Below are 22,970 nucleotides of genomic sequence, written 5' to 3' on the forward strand. Positions count from 1 at the left end.
AATGAACAATATTTTTAGTTAATAACTACTCAGATTAGATTTTTGATCTATTTAAACGCACGAACATAGAAGGAATTAATTTGTGAGAAAAATAAATAAAATAACAATAGCGATATTCAGTACTATGCTTAGCGGTTATGTATGTGCGTCTGATGTCAATCAGATATCAAGCATTGCACCTTTGGCGTCAGCGGGATTATGTGATGAATTTAATGTTTATCCGGATTGGACGCGGGGTGATCATGCTGGTACTGGCGATATAATGGTTAACAAAAATATTGCTTATTCTGCTGTTTATTGGACTCAATCTATTCCTGGTAGTGATAGTTCATGGAAGCTGCATCTTAATTGTGATGGATCTGAGCCAGGTACAGCGGCTGTACTTTCATTACCAAATCCAATGGATCCTGTGCGTCTTGAAGTTGCTGGATGGCCAAATGATTTTGTGGTTGCAAGTCCATCATCAACAGCACCACCAACAATAACTATTGCAACGAGTGCCACTGAAGATCTTACTGATGTTAATAAGTTAACCGCTAAGTTTGTTTCTATCATAGAGACGGCGACACAAGCGGGGCGTTCATCTGTCATTATTAGTAGTGATGTGCTTGATAAAGCAACATTAGATAAAGGTCAGTCTCTGGGTGTTATTGCGGTTAAAGAGGCATTACTCAAAGCCGTAGATACAACCGCAGCTAGCATTGATATTGATAAAATTAATGCCCTTAGTGATGATTTGAAAGGTTGGTCACAAGCTCACAACTTAATTCTAACCACGCTTGCTTCTGAAGCGAGTTTTGGTTGGTCTTTCAGCATTGGTGATTTTGCATTTGATACCCATTCTGGTCGCCAATCTGTGTGGAATGCTGCATCAAGTGCCACCGCAGACCTATTAAATACTCTCGATGTTTACAAAGCAGAGTCATTAACCAAAGCTGACTTTATTAACTTTACCAAATCAACAGCAACCGCTGCATTATCAACTGAGCAATGGCACAACGCACTTGAATATGTAAAACAAGTTACGGATTATATTAAGACGCCTGCAATGCTTGCTAATATTCCAACCGAGCAAGCTGCGAATTATTTTATGGGCCAAACAACACGTGATCAGCAAATTCGTAAAGCGGCTCACAGCAACGTATTTGCAATTTTATTTGATAAAGACAGCGCAGATTTAACCAGTAAAATTGAAGCTTACCAAAGTGCGAAAGTACCACTATATTACGTTGGTGAAGAACTCGAAAAAGGCTCATTAACACGTATTGAAGCACTTAATACTGAGTTAACGAATGCCTCAGATGTCATGGATAATGAAGCCTTCCTCTATGAAACCCCTCAGTCACAATGGGTGCCATCTACAGTGTATAAGTGGAATGACTTCCTTGATGGCCTTAATGCGATGCACAATATTGGTGTTGCAGGTAATAAGTTTTGGCTACTGACTGACGAAGCAGATGATGCAACCAATATTATTTATGCCAAAGTCGCTATTGCTGCGTTCTTAGCACAAAGCATGCAAGAGACAATCCGTTATAACGCATGTGATGAAAACAACTGGTCTGAAATTAAATATGGCGCACCTGCCGATTATCCGATGTCTGCGAGTTGTGGTCAGTTAGGTCAAAAATACGCAGACTACGGTGTTAACCCAGTATCAGGCTTAGATTATGCTTATTCTTGTCCGCGTGATAACAAAATGGAAGTCAGCGCATTAACCCATGCTAAATGGTACGGCGCACCAGCACCTGTATTTGCCGCTCCCGATGCCGTATTAGAAGAGCAAGGCTTGCTGGTTAATGGTCATGTGGGACGCTGGACTAACAATGGTCACTGTAATGCAGTGCCAGACAAAATCGATACATCAAAGCAAGTATGGGAACGTGATGAGTGTAAAATCTACGTTGGTCAAAAAGCCGGTACATTCCTATGGGATGGCAGCAGTCAAGAAAGTGTTGAAGGCTGTGGTTGGTGGGGACGTGGCGTTATTCAAACCACTGGCCGCCAAAACTTTGGTACGTTGAACCATTATTTAGGTCGTTCACACGTTGATCCTGCAACCATTGGTCAAACCATTGATGGTGTAACGGTTGAAGCGCCACCTGTAAATCCGTTATATGCTGATCTTGATTTTTGTTCAAACCCAGGCTTAATCTGTAGCTCTGAGAAGAATAAAGAAATCAAATGGATTGCAGGTTTATTCTATTGGGTAACATCAGTGCAGGCATACTCTAATGAAGGCGGTGATTATGCTGATTGGAACTATTACAACGAACTGAAAAAATATGTAAATAGTGGCCTGAAAGGAACTGAATTTATTGATGATGTTTCTGGTATTGTGAACCGTGGCTGTCCAGATTCAACTTGTTCGACTGGCGATGTCCATAACATTAAAGAACGCCAAGCCAACTTTAAGCTAGTGTTACAAAAGCTAGGACTTAACCCACAGTAAGCAAAATAACTGATGAATTAAGTTTGTAATAAAATTAAACCCTGTTTTTCGAAACAGGGTTATTTTTTGCGTTTACATTGTGGTGATCTATTTTGTAAACCTGATCAAATTAGGTTTAATAATTACATGTTTCTAAGGGGCTACCGAATACAGAATGTCTGAGATAGCATCTTAGAATAAGTGTTAATTATGTACTTTATGGTAAATAGCGAATACTGTTAAATACACAAGTAGTAAATTGTAGGAGAGTGCCTTTATCCATTATTAATCAATGTTCTACGTGTAACTGTATGATGTTATCAATACCTGATACCCTATTTAACATAAGGTACATAATGCGCACTGAAGGTGTAAACCCAATATAGTAATGTCACTTTTTACCAACTTAGAGATGTCACATATTGGTATACTTGGTGGTGTTTTCCGCCAAGTATAGATCTCTGTGCCATGTTACTTTCCATGAGTCCAAAAGAATTAAATCGAGTTGATGTTATTCGTGATATTAGTGAACGAAGACTTCGACAAAAAGATGCTGCTGAGTTACTGAAATTATCTCGACGACATATCCAACGTCTCGTTAATCAATATCGCGGACAAGGTCCAGCGGGATTGGTTTCATTACGCCGTGGTAAGCCGAGTAATCGGCGCTATACACCTGAATTTAAGCAACATGTGATTGATATTGTTCGTCAGTTCTATATCGATTTTGGACCGACATTTGCTAATGAAAAATTGCGTGAAAAACACCAACTAAAACTATCAACTGAAACGTTACGTCAATGGATGATGGCGGAAGGTTTTTGGATCTCTAAACGTCAAGCAAAACCAAAGGTTTATCAACCCCGTTATCGTCGTGAATGCCTAGGTGAACTAGTACAGATAGATGGTTCTCATCATGATTGGTTTGAAGGTCGAGCAGATAAATGTTGTCTTACGGTGTATGTCGATGATGCGACAGGTCGACTCATGACCTTGCGATTTAGTGATGTTGAATCAACCTTTGACTACATGAATATCACGCGCCAATACATTGAAGAGCATGGAAAACCTATCGCTTTTTACAGCGACAAACATTCAGTATTTAGACTCAATCGAGACGAAGTAAAAACAGGTAAACAAATGACTGAGTTTGGCCGTGCTTTGTTTGAACTTAACATCGATTTAATTTGTGCCAATAGTTCTCAAGCAAAAGGACGCGTAGAGCGTGCTAATAAAACACTACAAGACCGTCTGATTAAAGAAATGCGTCTTGCTAATATTGATTCGATTGAAGAAGCCAACGCCTGGTTACCTGAATTTATTGCTGATTTTAATCAACGTTTTGCACGAACACCCTATTCACTTCACGATGCCCATCGCCCATTACGAGAATTATCAAGTGAACTTGATGATATCTTCGCTCGTCAACGAAGCCGCGTACTCACACGCTCTCTTACTATCCAATACGATAAAGTTGTTTACTTAATCGAACCTAACGATGCCAATAACCGTTTGATAGGTAAACCCATCATGGTTTACGACTATCCTGATGGCACCATTAGTATTAAGCATTGTGGCCAACCATTAACTTATTCTGTTTTCGATAAACTTCGAACGGTAAACCAAGCTGCTATCGTTGATAACAAACGACTAAGTGCTGCACTCGCCTTTGCTAAGCAAAGCCAAGACCAGAGAGAAAACACTTCGGAACGAACACGAAGTAAAAGGAACATTAGCCGAGCCGCACAACAACGAGCCATGAATATAGCCTTGATGAAAGAGTCTGACACAGTGTGACATTTCTATCTGGGAGAATTATGTGACATTACTAACTTGCACTAACAGAAGGTGTAAGTCCCATTTAGAAATGTCCGGTTTGAACCCGTTAGAAATGTCATGTTGAACTATCTTCAGATCATAGGTTTTGCTATGAACTGGAATCAATAAATGTTGCTCACTATGACTGAAAATGAATTAAGCCGAATAAAAGTTATTCAAGATGTTTGTGATAAACAAATTACTGGTGTTGAAGCTGCCCGTCGACTTAACTTGAGTTGTCGTCAAGTATCACGATTAGTAAAACGCTTTACTCAGTTCGGTGCTGGCGGATTACTTTCACAACAACGCGGCGTGCCAAGTAATCATCGTTATGATGATAATCATAGGCTGCGTATTTTAAATCTCATCCACGAATATTACTCAGACTTCGGACCCACGTTGGCGCGTGAAAAACTGATTGAGCACCACGGTATTAAAATTGGGTTAGAAACCTTACGCCAATGGATGATCGCTGATGGCCTTTGGGTACCACATTTCAAACGTAAGCCTCGTGTTTATCAACCACGTCATCGACGTGATTGTTATGGTGAGTTAATTCAGATAGATGGCTCACATCATGATTGGTTTGAAGGCCGCAGCGACAAATGTTGTTTATTGGTTTTTATTGATGATGCTACCGGCAAACTAATGAACTTGCGGTTTAGCGAAACAGAATCTGCGTTTGATTACATGGTGACAACGCGCGAATATGTTGAGCAACATGGCAAGCCCACTGCTTTTTACAGCGATCGACATGCGGTGTTTCATGTTAATAAACGGGATGCAAAAACAAACCGCATCACTCAGTTTGGTCGTGTATTGCATGACTTAAACATTGAATTGATTTGCGCAAATAGCTCTCAAGCCAAAGGCCGTGTTGAACGTGCCAACAAAACATTACAAGATCGCTTAGTCAAAGAAATGCGATTACAACACATTGATAATATTGAACAAGCTAATGCGTGGCTCCCCGACTTTATCACTGATTTTAACCGACGTTTTGCTAAAGCTGCTCAATATCCTAAAGACATGCATCGACCATTACGTGAATCGACAGATGAATTACATGATATTTTTGCATGGCAAGAGCCAAGAAAAGTATCAAAATCACTGACATTTCAATACGAAAAAATTATCTATTTGATTGATCCAACCGAAGAAAATCAACGGCTTGTGCATCAAGTCGTTAAGGTTATTGATCGTCCAGATGGCACCATCGCGATCCAATATGGTCACCGAAAATTGGGTTTTAAAGTGTTTGATAAGCTCAAAGATGTTGATCAAGGTCAGATAGTTGATAACAAACGTTTGGGTGCAGTATTAAAATTTGCCCAAGCAAAACAGCAACAATATGACCAACAACAAAAGCGTAGTCGCAGTAAAAGCGCCCCTAAACGTACTGCCCAACAACGGGCAATCCGTCAACTTGAAGAAATAAATCCAGTGTTAATTCACCCAGAACAATTTAGACCGAGCACCAGAAAAAAGCCGTGACTTCCCTACTCTATCCCCAATTTCACCCTAATGAACTACCTTAAAAGGAGACATTTTAATCGGGGAATAATGAGGACATTTTAAAAGAGAGAAAACAATGTAGCCACCAAGGTAAAGTGTCTCTTTTCTGCAAAACTAAAATGTCTAGCTGATCAATTCATGATTGGTACTACGAGTTTCATTATTCAGGCAAACGTTCGGCTTGCTTTAACACTCCATTAAATATCGATTCGCTAATATAATCAGGAAAGTCTTTCGGTAATTGCTCACGAATAGTGTTGATGACGACTGGTGTTTGGCTTTTCATTTCTATCATTAATTCACTGGCGCGTTGCTCTGAAAACCCAATAGCTTTAGCTGTGCTTAAAAAATGCCGTGGTTGAATAGTTTGCCATTTGTAATACTTCTTAGTGCCAATGAGTGCCATCGCCATTTTTGCTTTTTGTTTCGGAATGCTTTTTGAATCCATTAAAGGATAAGCAGAAATAATGTCATATAATGGCGTCATGCTGTAACGGCTTTCAGGTTCTAGAAATAAGCTGAAGTTTTTTCCGTGTCCATCAATGGCAGCTAAGAGCCAAAACAGAACTTGGGCTTTAAAAAATACCTCGCGATCATGGTTTGACGTTCGAGAACCCAGCAGAAATTGCATGATGTTTAATATGCCAGGGCCACCATCAGATTCATATTTTAATGCTGGCGCAATACCTAGTGCTTGGCACATGTCTTCTTGTGGCAATCGCATTAGCCAACTGCCATCTTGCGACCAGCGGCGATCAAAACGTTTGAGTGCTAGTGCTTTAATGTTCTCGACATAAACAATGTTAGCTTCATTAACGCTAAAACCATAAGCGGCTGCAATTTTTAAACATAGCCATTCGTTTTCACAGCTATCTCTTAAATCAATATTTTTATGTGGCAAGATCCCTATTGGCAGTTTAAGTATATGGCTTGTTGGTGTCGATCCTTGTGGTAAATGCCATTGATTTTTATACCACAATAATCCTGTCTTCTCTTGCGCACCTGCGATGGAGATTCGAAAATCATCCGTATCCTCTAACATACCTAATGGTGCATCACTTTGATAACCTCTTAATACTTGTGCCATACGGGTATCAGTTAATGGCTCTGCGTGTACTTGTCGTACATCTTCTAAAATTACATCGGGTGAATATAGCTGAATTGCACCAACACAATCTCCTCCAATTTTACTAAGGAGATCAAAGGGACGCTTGGTGGTAGCTTTAAAACGAGATTGAATGCGATTGCGGATTTCTTCGTTATCAGGCAATAAATTATCAAAAAAGTTATAGGGAATGTCGCCATGATAAGGATCCTGACGTAATGGCATCGAAAGTGAAATCGCACGCGATCCTGCACGAGCAAGCCATGTTGAATGGTACTGAAAGGATATGGCACCTGATGATGCTTTTGATAATGTGCCAACTAAAATCCCATTCATTGCCACGGATAACTTTTCCATAGTTACCATTCCTCATTCCATTGTTGATTGCTGTTCTGTGTTTCTGTATTACTATTACGAGGCTGAACATGCAATTCGAGATCTAATGCCGCCAATAATTTAAATAGCGTCTCAACCTTAGTGCCTTCTGGCATATTCTCAAATGCTGATACGGTCGTTTGTTTTATGCCAACTAATTTAGCGGTATCACTTTGCGTTATTTTTTGTGCTTTGCGTTGGTCTCTTACTGCATTTGCTAGCATTTTTGCCGATGTTATTTGCATTTTATCACCACATTTAAATTATCCTCTGTAAGGGATATTTAAATATTATCCCTTGCAGGGGATATTTGCAAGTTATCCTCTATAAGGGATAAAACTCGGCAAGCATACATTTTTATTAAACACCTATCTATTGACTGTATTGCCTTAGATATAATGTTCTTGTTTTACGTAACTGACTAACTTCCCTACTCTTTAACCCTGCTTTCACCAAATACAAAAATACCGCCCAAATAGACGGTATTAGATTGGTTCTAGTTATTTAGACTTCTCTAAACCATCAAACATTGTGGGCGGCATGTCTTTTAAAATTAATGACTATGCATTGCCGCTAAAATTGTTCTTCTCGGTGTCTTTAAACCAATAGTAAGTCGGCAGCCCTGAGTACGTTAGTTGCAACTTGTTGAGCTCATTATTGTATATTTTGCGTGTATTGATATTTCCCCGATGCTATGGCTAATTAGTTACAGTGTCACTCTGGCGCTATATAAATGCGCGGCATAGGTTGTTTGTTGTAGCAACAGTTAACTGCTCGATAACTATCAAATATATTCATTTATAGAGATAGCTCGCGAAAAAGCTTTTTTATGCTTAATTTTTAGCATAATACAATTAGGCTTTTAGCCAACCATTAAATTGCTCGTGAATAGGAAATCAAAGTGGATATATCGAAGCTATTATTTGAGGTGCTTGAACAGGTTTGGTATCTAATACCATTAATTATCTTGGTTAATATCTTCAAAAGCCGTTGGTTTAAAGGTATTTTTGGTGAGTTTATTGTAAACCGCCTTTTACTCAAGCTTCCAAAATCGGATTATACACTCATCAAAGATGTTACCTTGCAGACAGATGATGGTACGACTCAAATTGACCATGTTGTTGTGTCTAAGTTTGGTATTTTTGTCGTTGAAACAAAAAATATGAAAGGTTGGATTTTTGGTTCTGCTCGGCAAAAACAATGGACACAAAAAATTTATCGACATTCCTCTAAGTTTCAAAATCCGCTCCATCAAAATTATAAACACGTTAAAACTCTTGAGTCACTGCTAGGTTGTAGCGGTGAACAATTGCATTCCGTGATTGTTTTTATTGGTGATAGCACTTTTAAAACTGAGATGCCACCTAACGTGACTTATGCTCGTGGCTGTATACGTTATATTAAACAGTTTGATGAGGTGGTGTTCTCTGATGATGAATATTTGCGATTAATAGAATCTTTGAATCAGATTAAATTTAAACGTGGAATAACAATCAATTTAAAGCACCGTCAGCATGTACGAAAAATAGTTGCTGAGAAAGAGTCTATAAAACAGTGCCCTCGCTGTGGCTCTGCAATGTTAATGCGTGAAACAAAGCGTGGTGAGAATAAAGGCAAACAGTTTTGGGGCTGCTCTACGTTCCCTAAGTGTCGAGCGGTTGAACAATCTAACTCGCGGGATAGGTTAATATTTTAGATTCGTAAAGATGTAATAACGTACTGTCTAGTTAGAAATTTTGTCATCTCGTTAAGAATAGGCATTACTTATCGAGAAAGAATTACATTAAGCTTTGTTATGCATAGTGTTGTATTTATAATCATTTTATTCATAAATGTATTAAGGCTTTCATTACCATGCTGTCAGTTGTTGAATGGGTTGAGTTGTTCGAAAAACATCAATATGGCACTATTTCGATATTAATATTTATAACTATCTTAATGAATAGTAAAAGAATATTTGAATCATACTCGGATTTTAAAAAACACAGAATATTGACGATTAAGGCTGCTCTATCTGATGATGAAGTTTCATCAAAAATGAAAGCACATTTAAAATCTGAGCTAAATGTTGAGCATTTCAGATTAATTCACGGTGTAAAACTGAGTGTTCCAATGTTAAATGCTCTATTTATATTAAATAGTAGAATAGAGAAAAGTGTTTCATTTAAACATTTGGTAATAATGTCTAAATCGTCCCCTTCGTTACAAGATATAGATAATGAATCATATAGAATAAAACTATCTCGTTTTGAGAACTTCTCTCTTTTATATAACCTTGTTTTGGGGTGTATAATATTACTTATGGGCATAACTGTATTAATTTTTTCGTTATCTTTTGGGGTTCCAATCTCAACAACAATGTTGAGTGTAATATCGATTTTTTTAGGTTTAATTATGCTTAAAGAATCTAGACCTTTTTTCTCTATACGTTTTATCAATGATGCTCTAAATGATTACCAAAATTTAACTAAATAATGTTTGATAAGGTCGATATTATCAGTCGACCTTCTTACTTTTTTCTACTGTAAATTCTCATTCATTACTCTGCTTGCCTTAATAACTACCCTAACCTACCCACAAATCGTGCTATCAAGAAATCAATAAACAATCGCAGCCGTTTGGGTTGGTATTGGCGGCTTTGGTAAATCACATTTAAATCTGCACTGGCTGATGATGTCGATGCGTTGAAGTTCTTCATGTATCCATCAAGCACAGTGACCAGTCGTTGTTGTTTTATGTCTTGCTCAATATCTAAAATTGACTTTAATGCTATACCTGCGCTATCTAATGCCCATTGACGAATCACTTCGTCATCATCTGAGAATCGTTTGGGTAATACGGTTATAACGTTGTGTTGGGTATCGTCGCTAAAATGCCATGTTTTCAGCTCTTCATTACTGCGTACCATGGCTAAACAATGATGATCAGCGAGATCTTGCGGTGTGATGGGAGTGCCTTTATTGGCTAAATATTGAGGCGTTGCACACAATACACGTCTGCTGGATGCCAGTTTGCGCGAGATTAGGTTACTGTCTGCTAGTTCGCCATAACGGATAACAATATCTATGCCTGATTCCGCTAAGTTGGTGAGTTTATCGTCTAAATATAAGTATGGCACAACGTCTGGATACAATTCGCAAAACGCTGAAATTATTGGTGATATGTATTGTTTGCCTATGTCTCGGGGCGCAGCGATCTTTATCGTTCCGCGCACTTCTTGGCTACCGGTTTGGAGTAAGTTTTCTGTCTCTTTAACGCTGTCGATAATGTCTAAGCTGGCCTGATGATACATCGCGCCAGATTCTGTTAAAGAGAGATGCCTTGTACTGCGATTGAGCAACTTAACCCCATAGCGATCTTCTAATGCTTGCAGCCTTGCGGTGACAGTTGCTGATGATAAACCTATTGCGCTATCAGCACTTAAACCAGTAGAAACCAAAGTATGGATCGCTGATGAACAAGGTAATGGCAATATGGTTGATTGTGTTGAACCAAGAGCAATGACCCAAGCTGATATTGATCGGGTGGTGGCTGATTTTGCACATGCTGCGAAACGTGCGATTGATGCTGGCTTTGATGGTGTCGAAATTCACGGTGGTAACGGTTATCTTATCGATCAGTTCTTACGTACTAACTCTAATCATCGTACAGATAGTTACGGTGTCACTAGAGAGAACCGTATTCGTTTCTTATTAGAAGTCGTTGATGCGGTAAGTCATGTGATTGGTGCGCATAAAGTGGGTGTTCGACTGGCCCCCTTCATTACCTTTAAGGACATGAATTGCCCTGATATTGTGCCGACCATTTTAGAGGCGACAAAACAGCTTCAAGCCCGTGATATTGGCTATTTGCATTTGTCGGAAGCGGATTGGGATGATGCACCAGTGATCCCTGAGCAGTTTAGAATTGAGTTGCGTGAGTATTTCTCCAATACGATCATTGTTGCAGGCAGTTATACTCAAGCGCGGGCTGATGAAATGCTTAATAAAGGCTACGCTGATTTGGTTGCGTTCGGGCGTCCGTTTATTGCTAACCCTGATTTTGTTTCGCGGTTACAACACCAACAACCGTTAGCTGACTTGGATAGCACTACGCTATTTGGTGGGAATGAACACGGTTATACTGATTATCCTGCTCTGAGTTAATCCAAACCAACGGTTAACACACTGATGTTATTTACATCGGGTCACCATACCATTTATATCCGCTATAGGGGATATTTTAATTTTATCCCTTACAGCGGATAAGTTATATAACCAATTGACTTTGTTATATTTACATCATGCTTTAATAATCATTTGTGTTGAATTACAGTGTTTAAAACATATAAATCTAGATGCATTAATTTAATGTTAAGTTTTACTTGGCCATTTCAGTTGTTCATTTTATGTCTTTCAAAATCATATGGTTATAAAGTATTGCCTGACGTTGTTGTTTTATAAAAAAAGAACGATGAGCATCCTCCCCATGCAACAATATTTACCATCAAGGCTTTTATGATATTAATTGGCGTGACAGGAATGGTTTGAAAGACAAAGAAAGTGCATAAACTTGCGATAAAGCCCACTGCGATACCTTTGATAAACCATCTCTGTTTTAAAAAAGGCAAACAATAAAGCAATGCCCATAACCCGCCCCAAAATACTTGTTTATAGATAAAGATATGATCGGGTTGAGGTAATCCTTGCAATGGGTTGATGAGATAAATAGCGAGTACATTGGCGATACTGCCAATAAACCCTGCCCCTAAAGCGATTGTGATATTTCTAAGCATAGTGATCTCTATGTGCCAATTCTTGAAGTAATAGAACATCGCACTAATAGAAAAATTTCACTGTTATGAAAATAATTTTTTAGAGGCGTTATTTTGTTGGGCATTTCCCCAATGCTGATGGCTTATTAGTGACAGGGTCACTACCTGCACGGTGCTGAAATGATTATACGAGAGATACTATTTTAAGTAATATGACAACATCTATATTGGTTTTATGAAGGGAATCACAATGCTTAGAGTTATTCAGCGTCGTCGTATTAAAAAAGTTATTAAGTCACTTTCTGCAAGATTGATAAAAGGCTATGGCAGTCGCGATTTTTTCTCTTTAGGTCAAATTAAAGCCAGTACTAGTGAGTTTAGTGCGCGGCAATATCAAATTGCTGTGGCTTTGTATGCTGATCCGCAAGATATTAATTTTGAAGAAAACCCTACCCTGAAATTTTTACGTAATGATGTGTCACACTATTTCTTTGACGGGAATGATTACACCGGACAGAATGTGCTTAATCTGCTTGTTTTAGGTGGATGGAAAGGTGGTCGAATAGATGATGACATGTCAAACCGGTTTGGTATGGGGAGTCGTTATTAGTTATCTGAATTGTGATGGTGGGATTTTACTTAGTATGGCTGACTAGCCTACTACTATTGTAGAAATAGTAGTAGGCCAAACGTCATAAATAGAAAGATTCTATTCTTCAGTTTCTTTAAGCTTACTAAGCTCTATTTCAATTTTTTCAATATCAGCAGTGTAACGTGCTTTACTTGCACCATCTCTAGTAGACTTAGACATGGCTTGTAACTTAGAAAGCTTTTTTGTAAGTGTAGCTAATTGATTCTGGGTTCTACGATTGCTGCTCATTAATAAATGGTACTCCGATAAATGATGTTATTTGTTGTATTACTACGATTAAATTATATATCAATACAATAGTTTAACTAAGTAAATGGTCAATGCTATTGTATTTCTAGCTCGTTACTTTTATAGCGTAGCATATAAGACTACAAATAATGAAATATTAATATAGTTTAGTTTATTTTTGATAACTGACGCTTGTTATCAATGCTATCCGGGCTCGATAATTCCACTAATATAATAACATTGACGTTACGAGTGCTGCCTGTCGTTAACAAATCATGGAAAACGTGGGTATCTACTTGTGTGCCCAGTTTGAGTTGTACAATTTCTATCACCCCTGTCATTGCGATCAATTTATTGGTCTATTGTAATATCGCCATTGTTGGGTTGTCTAAATCAAATACAAAAAATCCACGTCGTTAAACGTGGATTCAGAAAAAGGTGAATACGTTAATATTAACCGATGCTTTTACAGCGTGAAGCTAAAATAGGATCGACATTACCTTGAATCTTTTGGATTTTAGCTGCGCGTTGACATTCCCATTTTGATACTGGGTATTGCTTGTCCCATATACTCATTAGCTGACGTTGTTGACGACTCATTTTGTAGTTTGGGTATACCGCTTCAAAATACATGTAAGTACGCGCAATAACACCACGAGCGCGTTCTGGTGGCTGTGCATCATGGTCTTTTTTATCAATAATCATGTCGCAGCTGCCAAATGAACGGTAGTCTTTGCTGGCTGTTTTAGGCAGCATTACATAGTTGTAGTTTTGACGTGCAGCGTTAACTGCCCCTACCGCTGGATACAGATTATAAAGGTCTGATTGCATTAAGCGATATTCAGCGTTTGCTTTTTCAGCACACTTACGGCCTTTAAATGACTTGCCTTTGCTATCAACACAGACTTTAGCGCCTTCACGCCATTCTCTAAATGAGCGACCAAAGTTCTCCGCTGGCACGACATGCTCTGCCTCCCAACGTTTTATGCGCTTTTTATATACGTCAGTTGTGAAGCCAGATGGTAAGGTAACGTATTTTTTATTATTAAAATCAGCACCACAGTAAATAGTTTTCATATCAACAGGGTTAGTATAAATTTGCTGTTGCATGATCTTTTTTGCTTTATTGAATGATTGGTTAGTCGTATTGCCTTGTGGTGATTGTGCAAATGCAAGCGTCGGCAATAGTGCCACACTGAGTAGAATAATATTAGTTCGGTTCACGGTGCTCTCTTTTTTATTAGGCGCGTTCAATTCGTTAATAGACTGATGCGATGAGATACCAAAGCGTTATAGTTTTGGCTTAGTTATTTGAAAATGAGTAATAGTTAAACGGGGCTTATTCGGAAACGATTACTTTTACACGCCCTACATTGCCAGAGGTTAGACGTACTTTAATGCCATGTGGATGTGTTGGTGAATTAGTAAGAATTTTCTCTACCGTACCAGATGTAAGTTTTCCGCTACGTTGATCCTGCTTTAGTACAATTTGTACATCTAATCCAACGTGGATATTTGAACGGTTCGTGCCTGACATATTGACTCTTTTGTTTTTAATTTTTCGAGTTGTATTATTGAGTTTTTACCGTAAAACGCAACTTTATTATTAAGAGATGATTATTTTATATACATAATTAGTAAATATGGCTTTTTGATACAGCCTTGAGTAAGGATTTTTTGCTAATCTAAAGGATAAATAAACCAGATAAATAAAGGTCAAAGGATGATGAAATATATTGGATTAGTCGCAGCTTTAGGGTTAATGAGTTTCAATGTGGCTGCGGTAGAACAAACATCACAACCAACCTGTGATGCGGGTTTTACAAGTATTGTAACGGGCGACTATAGTAAAACACCACAACATACTTGCTTGCCAACCGATAATAAACAAGCGGTAAAAATTAAGCTTGGTCAAACATTTCAATTAAGCCTACCAGCAAGCCCTTCTACTGGTTTTTCATGGGCATTACGTTCTATGCCAAATGCATTGATGTTATTGAGTATTGATTATCACAACTCAGAGCAGTGTAAGAAAGGCATGACAGGTTGTAGTGGTTTAAGAACTTACACTTTTAAAGCGGTAACAAAGGGAGTCGGTGAATTAAAATTAAATTATGGTCGCTCTTGGGAAAAAGAAGATTGGGAAACTAAAACGATTACGATTGCTGTCCATCCGTAATAAACAATCTGTATTATAAAACAAAGCCCTTTTGATTGAGGGCTTTGGTATTATACGATTACTGCTGAAGTGCTGGGCAATCTTTTGGAAGCAATTGTTCTGGTATTGCTGGCCCTATTCCCATATCCGCGGTCCAACCTTTCAATCCTCCTGTCTTAGGATCAAAATCACTGCATTTATACGGCTTATCTTTTATTAGCGTTGCCGGTGTTGCTTGTTGAACTGGCGTGTCGTTATTCTTGGTCTGCTCACTTTTGATCAGTGTAAACACAAGGCTGCAAATTACGATTCCGCCAAGCACTACCAGTGCAGATCTCGTTGACTTTTTCATGGGCGATCCCTTTTAGTAAAACGGGGGGTGATTATTTATCTTCTATTTAATGTTTATTTTATAGAGAAGATCAAATTATGTAATAAAACAAATGCGTTATTGCTTGTTTAATCACCAGTTGACTTGTTTTTTAGCGCAATGATGTGAGTAATGAAGCCACGGTTTGATAACGGATAGGTAATTGACGGTGCTGTTTTTGAATAATGAAAAGCTGTTCAGTGACTAACTTTGGGGGTGATACAACATACAATTTATGCTTATTCGTAAAATGGTCAATGGCACTTTGTGGTAATACGGTAAAGCCAATACCTTCCGCAACAGCAACTAAAATCTGATTTAGTTGATTGATGTAACTCGTGATTGGTAATTGTTCGATTTTAACTGCGGCTAAATGTTTATCGCCACAATGTAGAAAGTATTTAGATAAATAATACTGTGCATCAGGATGATCAATAAGGCCGCAAGTTGTTAATATTTCATCTGTAAGATCATGATCTTTGTAGTGTAGCGGTAAGACTAAACATAAGGCTTCTTGCCCGATTAAGGTGGTTTTAAAGAGATCGTTTACTGGTTGTTGAGTAACAATGCCCATATCTATCGTATTACTTTCAATGTCATCTAAGATTTTATGATTAGGGGCGGCTTCTAGATGAAAATACAATTTGGAATGTTGTTGCTGTAAGTGTAATAACTGAGGATATAACGATAACGCAAATGAACCAGAACAAGCGAGCTTACAAGTACCTTCATAAGGGCTGTCTGCTTGTAGCTCACTCATTAACGTTTGATATTGGTGTGTTTGCTGCTCGGCAAACTGATAAACTCGCAGCCCTTGTTCGGTGATTTCAAATTGTTTGTTATAGCGTGTTATTAGTTCATGGCCACAAGCGTGTTCTAATTTTTTGATGTGTTGGCTAACACCTGGTTGTGTCATATGTAAAAGATCAGCGGTTTGAGTAAAATGTCCGGTTTCGACTAGTGTTTTAAAGGTTGTTAACCATTGCGGATTTATCATCTGGCGCTCGCATAAGATCATTACAATAAATTATGATAAAAAGAATAAATGATAACGGTATTGTTATCAATTATCTTATGCAGTCACCCATTTTTATCGCTTATTGCAATCTTCTATTTAATTCTAACTCATTGTTTGTTGGTATTCTTTTAGCGATAAACCAAATTGTTTCTTAAACCGCTGTGCGAAACGTGTTTCTGACTGGTAACCACATAACTGTGCCAAATCAAGTTGTGTATAATGTTGTTGCTGTAATAGTGTCAATGCATAACCCATTCGTAACTCTGCTAAAACTTCTCGAAACTGGGTTGATTCTTCACGTAAACGTCGAATTAATGTCGACTTACTTAATCCTAAATGCTGACAGGCTGATTCAATACTATGATGCTCGCTTGGCTGCTGTCTAAATAACTCTACCAATTTGTCGCGCCATGATAAATCTTGATAACTAAACAGTTGATGAAGCTTGCCGATATTGGCTAAGTATTCAAAGAAAGCATTAACCAAACACTGCTGAACGTTACACGGTAATGACTTGGGCATGTTAGCCAAGTTCATAAACAGATATTCGCCTTCTTCATCAAACAAGTAATTTGGCGCAGTATTATGATGAGAATGTTGGCGAGAACGTTGAATAAGAGCAGTGCTAGGCCGAGTTAAAAAGCACAATTGTAATGATGAAAAGATCTGTTTTGAGGGCTCATTAATAAATGTATGTTGTGAATGGCCTGCCGTTAGCAACCAATTATTACGATCTATGTTTATCCAATCATTTTGCCATTGTAGTTTTTTGACACCAGTTTGCACCCAAACTACCGATGGGTAAATAAAGGGTACATTACGTAATGATTGTGATTTTTGCCCTGTATAATAGATGCACTGAACAACTGAAGCCAAACTATTCCCCTTTATCGATTTGCTTTTATTAATACGATCAAACAAGAAAGCCTCATAATATTTTACTATTACTGAGGCTTTTCTTTTTAATCAGCATTATTAGCGTTGGTAATGCGCTGTAATGGTTGATTTAGTTAATGCTGTACCATTAAGCATAAAACTTACTAATGCGCATGATGCATCATCTGGTACTTCTAATTTTTCACAAGGCAATGCCCATACTGTAAATATGTAACGGTGAATTCCGTGACCTTCAGGAGGACATGCACCGCCGTAGCCATTAAAGCCATAGTCATTACGCATTTCTAAACCGGCAGCAAGATCTGAAGATGATCCTTCAGCTAATTCATGTGTTGATGCTGGAATGTTAATAACTTGCCAATGCCAGAAACCACAATCTGTCGGTGCATCAGGATCGAAACATGTTACAGCAAAACTTTTTGTACCTAGAGGTGCATTTTCCCAAGCAAGTTGTGGTGAGATATTATCACCATCATTACCAAAACTATTAAATGAAAAACGCTTTTCGTGGTGTTGGCCTTCGGTGATGCTGTTACTTGTCATTGTAAATGTTGACATGATTATATGCTCTATTTGTTGTCGATGACATAACTATACGAGTTTTTGCCGAATAGTTTTCACCTTTAAGTGTCAAAATAAACTTAATAATGGTTTTTTTTGACTCTTTTTGTGTTTCTGTGATGTTTTATTTTTAAATAGTATGATGAATAATGAATTAGGTTAACAAGCCCTTCCAATCAAGACCATAAATAAATTGAATTGTTTATATAACCACACTGTAATTATAATCAGTGTTATTTTATCCAGTATAATAGATGGACTTATATGCGTATTGAATTAATGCTTAACAAAAATAATGTACCTGAAGCTACTTTTTGTCAGGTTGAATCCGAATTTACTCGACGTATGGCAATATCATGGCCTGATGCATTAGTGCGTGTACGTTTAGGCGGAAGTAATGAAATAAGCGTATTGGGTGGTATAAAAGAAGATAAACAACAAGTTGAATTACAACTCGAAGCGATGTTTGATGAAGCAGATGATTGGTTAGAACAACCAAATTACGATATGTAATACGTTATAATTGCACATTGAGCTTACTAAATTGATACTGATGACGTTACTAATAAGTGTCTATAATAGGTTCATTGTTATTTATTGGTAACCTTTATTATGAATACATTTATTTCAAAAGACATTTGGTCTGATTTTACAGCTGATCCTGAGTTTCCAGGGTTTAGTTTTCGAGATACAGATGAAAGTAATACCAATTGTGTAACAGCATTACTTGAACGTTGGGAAGCCGGCACTGTAGAAGATGCTCACCACCACCCGCATGATGATATGTCTATTATTGTAACGGGCGAAATCGCTATTCAATTTCATCTTCGTGTTGATGGTGAATTAGTAAATGATGGCGAACCAATGATCTTAAAAGCAGGTCAAACTGGTTATATCAAAGCAAACCGAATTCATAGTGTTGTCTACACCACTGATTGTGACATGGTATATATTCAGAATAAAACCTTTGGTTTTGAAGTTGATAAGTAATTATTAGCAATAATTGTCGTATGAAAAACTCTCATTCTTTTTCTTTAAAGTGAGAGTTTTTTAGATACAACAAGATGTTGATTAACACTAGCTTTTGGAAGCATTAGCAATAATTTAGAAAAAAAATGCATCACTTATTTTTATTTTGTGGTTTTTATCGCATGTTATTAAAACTATTCTGACTCCATAATTTAATTCTATATATTGAACATATGTTAAATAATATGGTGTGTTTATGTATATATTAATAAAAAATTTCGTCTGTCCAAAATGTGGACAATCAGAATATCTCGAAGGAAAAAGTATTATTTTATGCATTTGTGGCTATCGTACAGAGTACTCTAGAGAATAATAGCAACGCATTTACAGTCAGATAGAATACCGCTCAATATTGTTATTATCCTCGAGTGGTTATTCTTTTATGGTGTCTAAGTACAATGCTGATTGTACTTCGTTTTATTTCATAAGATTACGTATAATTTCTTTTGTATCTGAAATTAATGTTACGTCTTTATGTGCGATTAATTTAACAATAAGTCCTTCATAAAGTAATTCAATATGAAAAGCTAACTGAGAATGTTCAATACCCAATGCAGTCAATCTTTTTTGCGTTTCAATGTAAGAAGCCTGCTTATGCTTCACTGCTAACTGATGCAATGGATGCTGTGCATCTGAAAATTCTCGACAAGCAACCATAAAGATACAACCATAGAATTGTTGGTTAGTTATTAACATTTCTAATTCACTAAACCGAGCCAAAACTAATTCTTTCTTATCCTCAATAACATTCCATTCTTCAGCCCAATTTTGTTGAATATTATGGCTAAACGAAGTTAATGCCTCGATTACCAGCCCCTCTTTATTGCCAAAGTTATTATAAATTGTTTTCTTAGATATTTTAGTGTGTTCAGCAATCGTATCAACCCCCGTCAGAGTGATACCCTCTTTTTGTGCTAGTTCTAGAAAACCTGTAATTAATTTCTGCCGTTTGGTCATTTGTTATATTGCCTTATTTATTCGTTATTTTTGATTATACACAGGTCTGTGTAAAAATGATTGTATTTCAAAAAAAGTAGCTTATAATAATTTACACAGACTTGTGTAAAAAGAGATTAAAATGAAAATATATAGCTTTCCATATTCCTTACCTAGCTACCGTACGCGATTGGCTGCATCACTACTTGGTTTTAATATTGAAGATCAAATTATTGACTTGAGTAAGAACGAACAAAAATCACCTGAATTCTTAGCGATTAACCCTCTAGGTAAAGTTCCGGTCATGACAGATGATCACTTGATCGTCACTGACTCAATGGCTATTTTGCGTTACTTAGCGAGAAAATCTCAAACTGAGCATTGGTATCCAGAATCCGATATTGCAACCGCAGCTAAGATTGATTCGCTATTATCTTTAGTTAGTAATGAATTATATGAAGGAATTGAAAAAGCACGATTAATTACTGCTTTTAAAATGTTACCTGAAGAATTATTGCCACAATGTGAAACGATAACGCATGACGCTTTACAGATCTTAAACACTCAATTAGAAGGTAACGTATTTTTAGTTAACGATACGCCAACCATTGCAGATATTGCTGTTGCTTCAACACTGCTCTTTATTGATGAAGCTTCTTTTAGTTTAGATAACTATAAAAATATTCAAAATTGGCTTAATAACATCAAATCATTAGCTGGGTTTATTCAACCAACATTTCTTTAATTTATTTACATCCCATAGTATGAGTATTTATTTATGTCAGTAATTGATGATCAAATAGCCCTTCTGTCATCGCTGTTAACAAAGCAAACAGATCTAACGAACGATAATTTAGTGTATGCAACTTGGGCGGCTGCTTTAAATTCTCAAAGTAAGTATGTTGTTAAAAATATTAGTAAACAGATCAAACGTCCAGATGGGGATACGTTACAAGATATTGAATATGCTATTTCACGAATGGGTGTTACTAACCCTTATTTTATTGCGAGACAATTTGTTGATATCAAACAAGGTGGGTCTTTAAATAGCCTTCATTTTCAACCATTACACGCATTGAATATAAAAAATGAAACTGCTTATCATTATGCGTGTGTCGTTGTTTCGCTAATGAATGGTGGCCATATGTGTCTTGCTTCTCACGTGAATAGTTTGCTAGAACGTAATGAAACAGAGCAAAGTATTGATGTTGCGATGCGTCTTGCAGCAGTGTGCTGTTCGCTCTCTAAAAGAACATTTATCGATGATATTTTAAATAATAATCACTAGTTATCTGTCTTGTTATGCAACACTCATATCATATAAATTTCGTTATCATGATATTAAATAATCCCCCTTAGATACGGTTTAGTATTACTTTTTAATATGACACCGTATCTGATCTATGATCTTTACTCTTCTATTATTCCCTACAAACACTCTGTAAGTTACAACGTAACACTTTATTATGGTTTAACATTCCCACATATTATCCGTTAAAATAAAAAGTCAGCCTCTTTTGGGTGGTTATTTTTTAATCAATAATAACTGTGTTTATTGATTTTGATGATCTTGCTATTTTTCGCTAAGTAACAGATTTATATGGTTTTAATTTGTCAGTCTTATATAATATCTCTTATAGCAGATCAAGAATAAAGACTATAATCAATGACGATCGACCCTTCAAACGCACTAGTACATAACGACTTAAATCTTAGGCCGGGAACACTACGACAACAAACTGCAGTCAGTCAGCAGATCCGCCAACAGGATCTGTTTTTAGCAAATCCAGCATTAGCGTATATTAATTCATTGGCTGCGACGGATACGACCGGTGGTCAAGCAAATGCTCGCTATACAATAGAAAGATTTGGTCGATTTTTGTTGGGATCAACCTTCGATCGAATTGATTGGATCACACTATTAACGAGCCCGACTCTTATTGAAGAAGCAATGACTGCTTTTCTTATCCATCGTGCAAAAATAAAAGCTCAGATGAAGGGGCTATTTTATGATCCACAGCGATCACTAAAAAACTTACACATTAATCCTTTAAAAAAAGCATTGTTAATTGTTGGTGATTATTTTTATCGGCAGCGACAAATTTCATTATCGCAATATCATGATTGGCAATATGCTATTGAGACGTTTTCAATTCAAAGTCAAACAACGACACTAGAACAAGGTTGGCTTCCCCCTCTAATAACGGATAAAACATTAGCGATTGAATTTACGTCTCAAGCGAAAATTATGCTTGAAGCATTCAGTTGTTTTTGTATAAGACCGTGTATAGAAAGGATGGATTGGTATAGTGTTCTTTATGCACCCGTATTACAAACATCAATGCAATCCTTTTTATCTTCACGTTTAACCATGAAAAGTAGTGATAGAAAACAAGATTATGCACCGGCTACGGCTGATAATTTATTAAGAATGTTACGTGGTGTTGCTTACCATGCTTGGTTATCGGAATCGATTTCGATTGAAACCTTACAACGAATTAAGGCTATAAAGCTGCCGCGAGGCTCACGGCAATCAAGTGGACGTTATTTAAGTTATTCAGATGTTGACCAAATATCGGCACTAACTTTAACACAATCGAATAAAATAAAAGCATTAAGAGACAATGCCATTTTTTGGTTAATGTATGAATCAGGTTTACGTCGTGCAGAAGTCATTGGGCTTGATATCAATGATATTGACCTTTATTTATGCAAAATACGTGTTATGGGTAAAGGTAATAAAGAACGTTATGTCCCCTTTTCAAAAAGTAGTGATCTTTATACCGCTATTGAAAAATGGCTTAGTGTCCGCTCTCAACATTCACAACAAATATCTACTTTTTTTTGCGGTGTTAATCGGTACCAGCAATTAACGTCACAACGTTTAACAACTCAAACTTTAAATGATCTTTGTAAACATATACATCAATTGGGGTTTTCTCGTCAAATATCCCCCCATGATTTTCGTCACTCAGTCGCAACGAATTTATTACGCTCAGGGTATGATTTATTATTAGTTAGTAAGTTTATGGGACACAGTAGTATTACAACAACCCAGCGTTATGACCGTCGAACTGATGATGAATTACAAGGTGTAACTCCAGGTCGTTAATACCTCACACTA

The 22,970-nt window shown here is 37.2% G+C and carries 23 protein-coding genes and 1 pseudogene; 13 read left to right on the top strand and 11 right to left on the bottom strand.

Annotated elements, in window-relative coordinates:
- Positions 1 to 82: 82 nt before the first annotated feature.
- From Q0V26_RS08310 to Q0V26_RS08320, 3 genes are all read left to right on the top strand, one after another.
- Positions 83 to 2,452 (top strand): cellulose-binding domain-containing protein, encoded by a 2,370-nt coding sequence (locus tag Q0V26_RS08310; protein WP_297480525.1) that lies wholly within the window; start codon positions 83 to 85, stop codon positions 2,450 to 2,452.
- A gap of 459 nt (positions 2,453 to 2,911) precedes the next feature.
- Complete coding sequence (locus Q0V26_RS08315; RefSeq protein WP_297480528.1) at positions 2,912 to 4,228, top strand: ISNCY family transposase; 1,317 nt, start codon at positions 2,912 to 2,914, stop codon at positions 4,226 to 4,228.
- A gap of 162 nt (positions 4,229 to 4,390) precedes the next feature.
- Entirely contained in the window at positions 4,391 to 5,743 is a 1,353-nt protein-coding gene (locus Q0V26_RS08320) for an ISNCY family transposase (protein ID WP_297480616.1), read from the top strand.
- A gap of 181 nt (positions 5,744 to 5,924) precedes the next feature.
- On the opposite strand, the gene Q0V26_RS08325 is transcribed toward Q0V26_RS08320, so the two are convergent.
- Both Q0V26_RS08325 and Q0V26_RS08330 read right to left on the bottom strand, forming a co-directional pair.
- Positions 5,925 to 7,226 carry a type II toxin-antitoxin system HipA family toxin gene (locus Q0V26_RS08325; protein WP_297480529.1) on the bottom strand — a complete coding sequence of 434 codons (1,302 nt, stop codon included), beginning with the start codon at positions 7,224 to 7,226 and terminating at the stop codon, positions 5,925 to 5,927.
- 2 nt (positions 7,227 to 7,228) lie between these two features.
- Positions 7,229 to 7,489, bottom strand: coding sequence for a helix-turn-helix domain-containing protein (locus Q0V26_RS08330; RefSeq protein WP_297480532.1), 261 nt, complete (start codon positions 7,487 to 7,489; stop codon positions 7,229 to 7,231).
- A gap of 656 nt (positions 7,490 to 8,145) precedes the next feature.
- Here Q0V26_RS08330 and Q0V26_RS08335 point away from each other — a divergent pair.
- Together Q0V26_RS08335 and Q0V26_RS08340 are read left to right on the top strand one after the other, a co-directional pair.
- Positions 8,146 to 8,940 carry an NERD domain-containing protein gene (locus Q0V26_RS08335; RefSeq protein ID WP_297480536.1) on the top strand — a complete coding sequence of 265 codons (795 nt, stop codon included), beginning with the start codon at positions 8,146 to 8,148 and terminating at the stop codon, positions 8,938 to 8,940.
- Positions 8,941 to 9,098: 158 nt separating this feature from the next.
- Positions 9,099 to 9,719, top strand: a complete 621-nt coding sequence (locus Q0V26_RS08340; RefSeq protein ID WP_297480538.1) for a hypothetical protein — start codon at positions 9,099 to 9,101, stop codon at positions 9,717 to 9,719.
- An 85-nt stretch (positions 9,720 to 9,804) separates the two neighbouring features.
- Here the strand turns inward: Q0V26_RS08340 and Q0V26_RS08345 are convergent, their stop codons facing one another.
- Positions 9,805 to 10,692 (bottom strand): LysR family transcriptional regulator, encoded by an 888-nt coding sequence (locus Q0V26_RS08345; RefSeq protein WP_297480618.1) that lies wholly within the window; start codon positions 10,690 to 10,692, stop codon positions 9,805 to 9,807.
- On the opposite strand from Q0V26_RS08345, the pseudogene Q0V26_RS08350 reads away from it, so the two are divergent.
- Positions 10,640 to 11,389 (top strand): annotated as a pseudogene (locus tag Q0V26_RS08350) (alkene reductase); the annotation flags it as partial. The gene Q0V26_RS08345 and the pseudogene Q0V26_RS08350 sit on opposite strands and share 53 nt — an antisense overlap.
- A gap of 263 nt (positions 11,390 to 11,652) precedes the next feature.
- Here Q0V26_RS08350 and Q0V26_RS08355 read toward each other — a convergent pair.
- On the bottom strand, positions 11,653 to 12,018 hold the full coding sequence (locus Q0V26_RS08355; RefSeq protein ID WP_297480541.1) for a hypothetical protein: 366 nt from the start codon (positions 12,016 to 12,018) through the stop codon (positions 11,653 to 11,655).
- A gap of 229 nt (positions 12,019 to 12,247) precedes the next feature.
- Between Q0V26_RS08355 and Q0V26_RS08360 the strand changes: the two genes are divergently transcribed.
- The gene (locus Q0V26_RS08360) at positions 12,248 to 12,607 is read left to right on the top strand and encodes a DUF6559 family protein (protein ID WP_297480543.1); all 360 of its coding nucleotides are present in this window, start codon (positions 12,248 to 12,250) and stop codon (positions 12,605 to 12,607) included.
- A gap of 723 nt (positions 12,608 to 13,330) precedes the next feature.
- On the opposite strand, the gene Q0V26_RS08365 is transcribed toward Q0V26_RS08360, so the two are convergent.
- On the bottom strand, positions 13,331 to 14,071 hold the full coding sequence (locus tag Q0V26_RS08365; protein ID WP_297480621.1) for an endonuclease: 741 nt from the start codon (positions 14,069 to 14,071) through the stop codon (positions 13,331 to 13,333).
- 145 nt (positions 14,072 to 14,216) lie between these two features.
- Entirely contained in the window at positions 14,217 to 14,414 is a 198-nt protein-coding gene (locus tag Q0V26_RS08370; RefSeq protein ID WP_297480547.1) for a YwbE family protein, read from the bottom strand.
- Positions 14,415 to 14,600: 186 nt separating this feature from the next.
- Here Q0V26_RS08370 and Q0V26_RS08375 point away from each other — a divergent pair, with 186 nt between their 5' ends.
- Positions 14,601 to 15,056 carry a protease inhibitor I42 family protein gene (locus Q0V26_RS08375; RefSeq protein ID WP_297480551.1) on the top strand — a complete coding sequence of 152 codons (456 nt, stop codon included), beginning with the start codon at positions 14,601 to 14,603 and terminating at the stop codon, positions 15,054 to 15,056.
- 58 nt (positions 15,057 to 15,114) lie between these two features.
- Here the strand turns inward: Q0V26_RS08375 and Q0V26_RS08380 are convergent, their stop codons facing one another.
- The 4 genes from Q0V26_RS08380 to Q0V26_RS08395 form a co-directional block, all read right to left on the bottom strand.
- Positions 15,115 to 15,387, bottom strand: a complete 273-nt coding sequence (locus tag Q0V26_RS08380; protein WP_297480554.1) for a hypothetical protein — start codon at positions 15,385 to 15,387, stop codon at positions 15,115 to 15,117.
- A 130-nt stretch (positions 15,388 to 15,517) separates the two neighbouring features.
- A complete protein-coding gene (locus Q0V26_RS08385) occupies positions 15,518 to 16,402 on the bottom strand; it encodes a LysR family transcriptional regulator (protein WP_297480557.1) in 885 nt (294 codons plus the stop codon).
- Between the two features lie 123 nt (positions 16,403 to 16,525).
- Positions 16,526 to 17,299 carry a helix-turn-helix transcriptional regulator gene (locus Q0V26_RS08390; RefSeq protein WP_297480558.1) on the bottom strand — a complete coding sequence of 258 codons (774 nt, stop codon included), beginning with the start codon at positions 17,297 to 17,299 and terminating at the stop codon, positions 16,526 to 16,528.
- 99 nt (positions 17,300 to 17,398) lie between these two features.
- Complete coding sequence (locus Q0V26_RS08395) at positions 17,399 to 17,878, bottom strand: YbhB/YbcL family Raf kinase inhibitor-like protein (RefSeq protein WP_297480561.1); 480 nt, start codon at positions 17,876 to 17,878, stop codon at positions 17,399 to 17,401.
- 267 nt (positions 17,879 to 18,145) lie between these two features.
- Here Q0V26_RS08395 and Q0V26_RS08400 point away from each other — a divergent pair, with 267 nt between their 5' ends.
- Together Q0V26_RS08400 and Q0V26_RS08405 are read left to right on the top strand one after the other, a co-directional pair.
- Positions 18,146 to 18,394: a DinI-like family protein gene (locus tag Q0V26_RS08400; RefSeq protein ID WP_107275540.1), complete on the top strand. Its 249-nt coding sequence runs from the start codon at positions 18,146 to 18,148 to the stop codon at positions 18,392 to 18,394.
- A gap of 99 nt (positions 18,395 to 18,493) precedes the next feature.
- Positions 18,494 to 18,871, top strand: a complete 378-nt coding sequence (locus tag Q0V26_RS08405; RefSeq protein ID WP_297480567.1) for a cupin domain-containing protein — start codon at positions 18,494 to 18,496, stop codon at positions 18,869 to 18,871.
- Positions 18,872 to 19,327: 456 nt separating this feature from the next.
- Here the strand turns inward: Q0V26_RS08405 and Q0V26_RS08410 are convergent, their stop codons facing one another.
- Entirely contained in the window at positions 19,328 to 19,867 is a 540-nt protein-coding gene (locus Q0V26_RS08410; protein WP_297480569.1) for a TetR family transcriptional regulator, read from the bottom strand.
- A 121-nt stretch (positions 19,868 to 19,988) separates the two neighbouring features.
- Here Q0V26_RS08410 and Q0V26_RS08415 point away from each other — a divergent pair, with 121 nt between their 5' ends.
- From Q0V26_RS08415 to Q0V26_RS08425, 3 genes are all read left to right on the top strand, one after another.
- On the top strand, positions 19,989 to 20,591 hold the full coding sequence (locus tag Q0V26_RS08415; RefSeq protein WP_297480572.1) for a glutathione S-transferase family protein: 603 nt from the start codon (positions 19,989 to 19,991) through the stop codon (positions 20,589 to 20,591).
- A 33-nt stretch (positions 20,592 to 20,624) separates the two neighbouring features.
- The gene (locus Q0V26_RS08420; RefSeq protein WP_297480575.1) at positions 20,625 to 21,134 is read left to right on the top strand and encodes a carboxymuconolactone decarboxylase family protein; all 510 of its coding nucleotides are present in this window, start codon (positions 20,625 to 20,627) and stop codon (positions 21,132 to 21,134) included.
- 378 nt (positions 21,135 to 21,512) lie between these two features.
- Positions 21,513 to 22,958, top strand: a complete 1,446-nt coding sequence (locus Q0V26_RS08425; protein WP_297480578.1) for a tyrosine-type recombinase/integrase — start codon at positions 21,513 to 21,515, stop codon at positions 22,956 to 22,958.
- Positions 22,959 to 22,970 lie beyond the last annotated feature (12 nt).

The sequence above is a fragment of the uncultured Photobacterium sp. genome (genome assembly GCF_947039875.1).
GTDB lineage: Bacteria > Pseudomonadota > Gammaproteobacteria > Enterobacterales > Vibrionaceae > Photobacterium.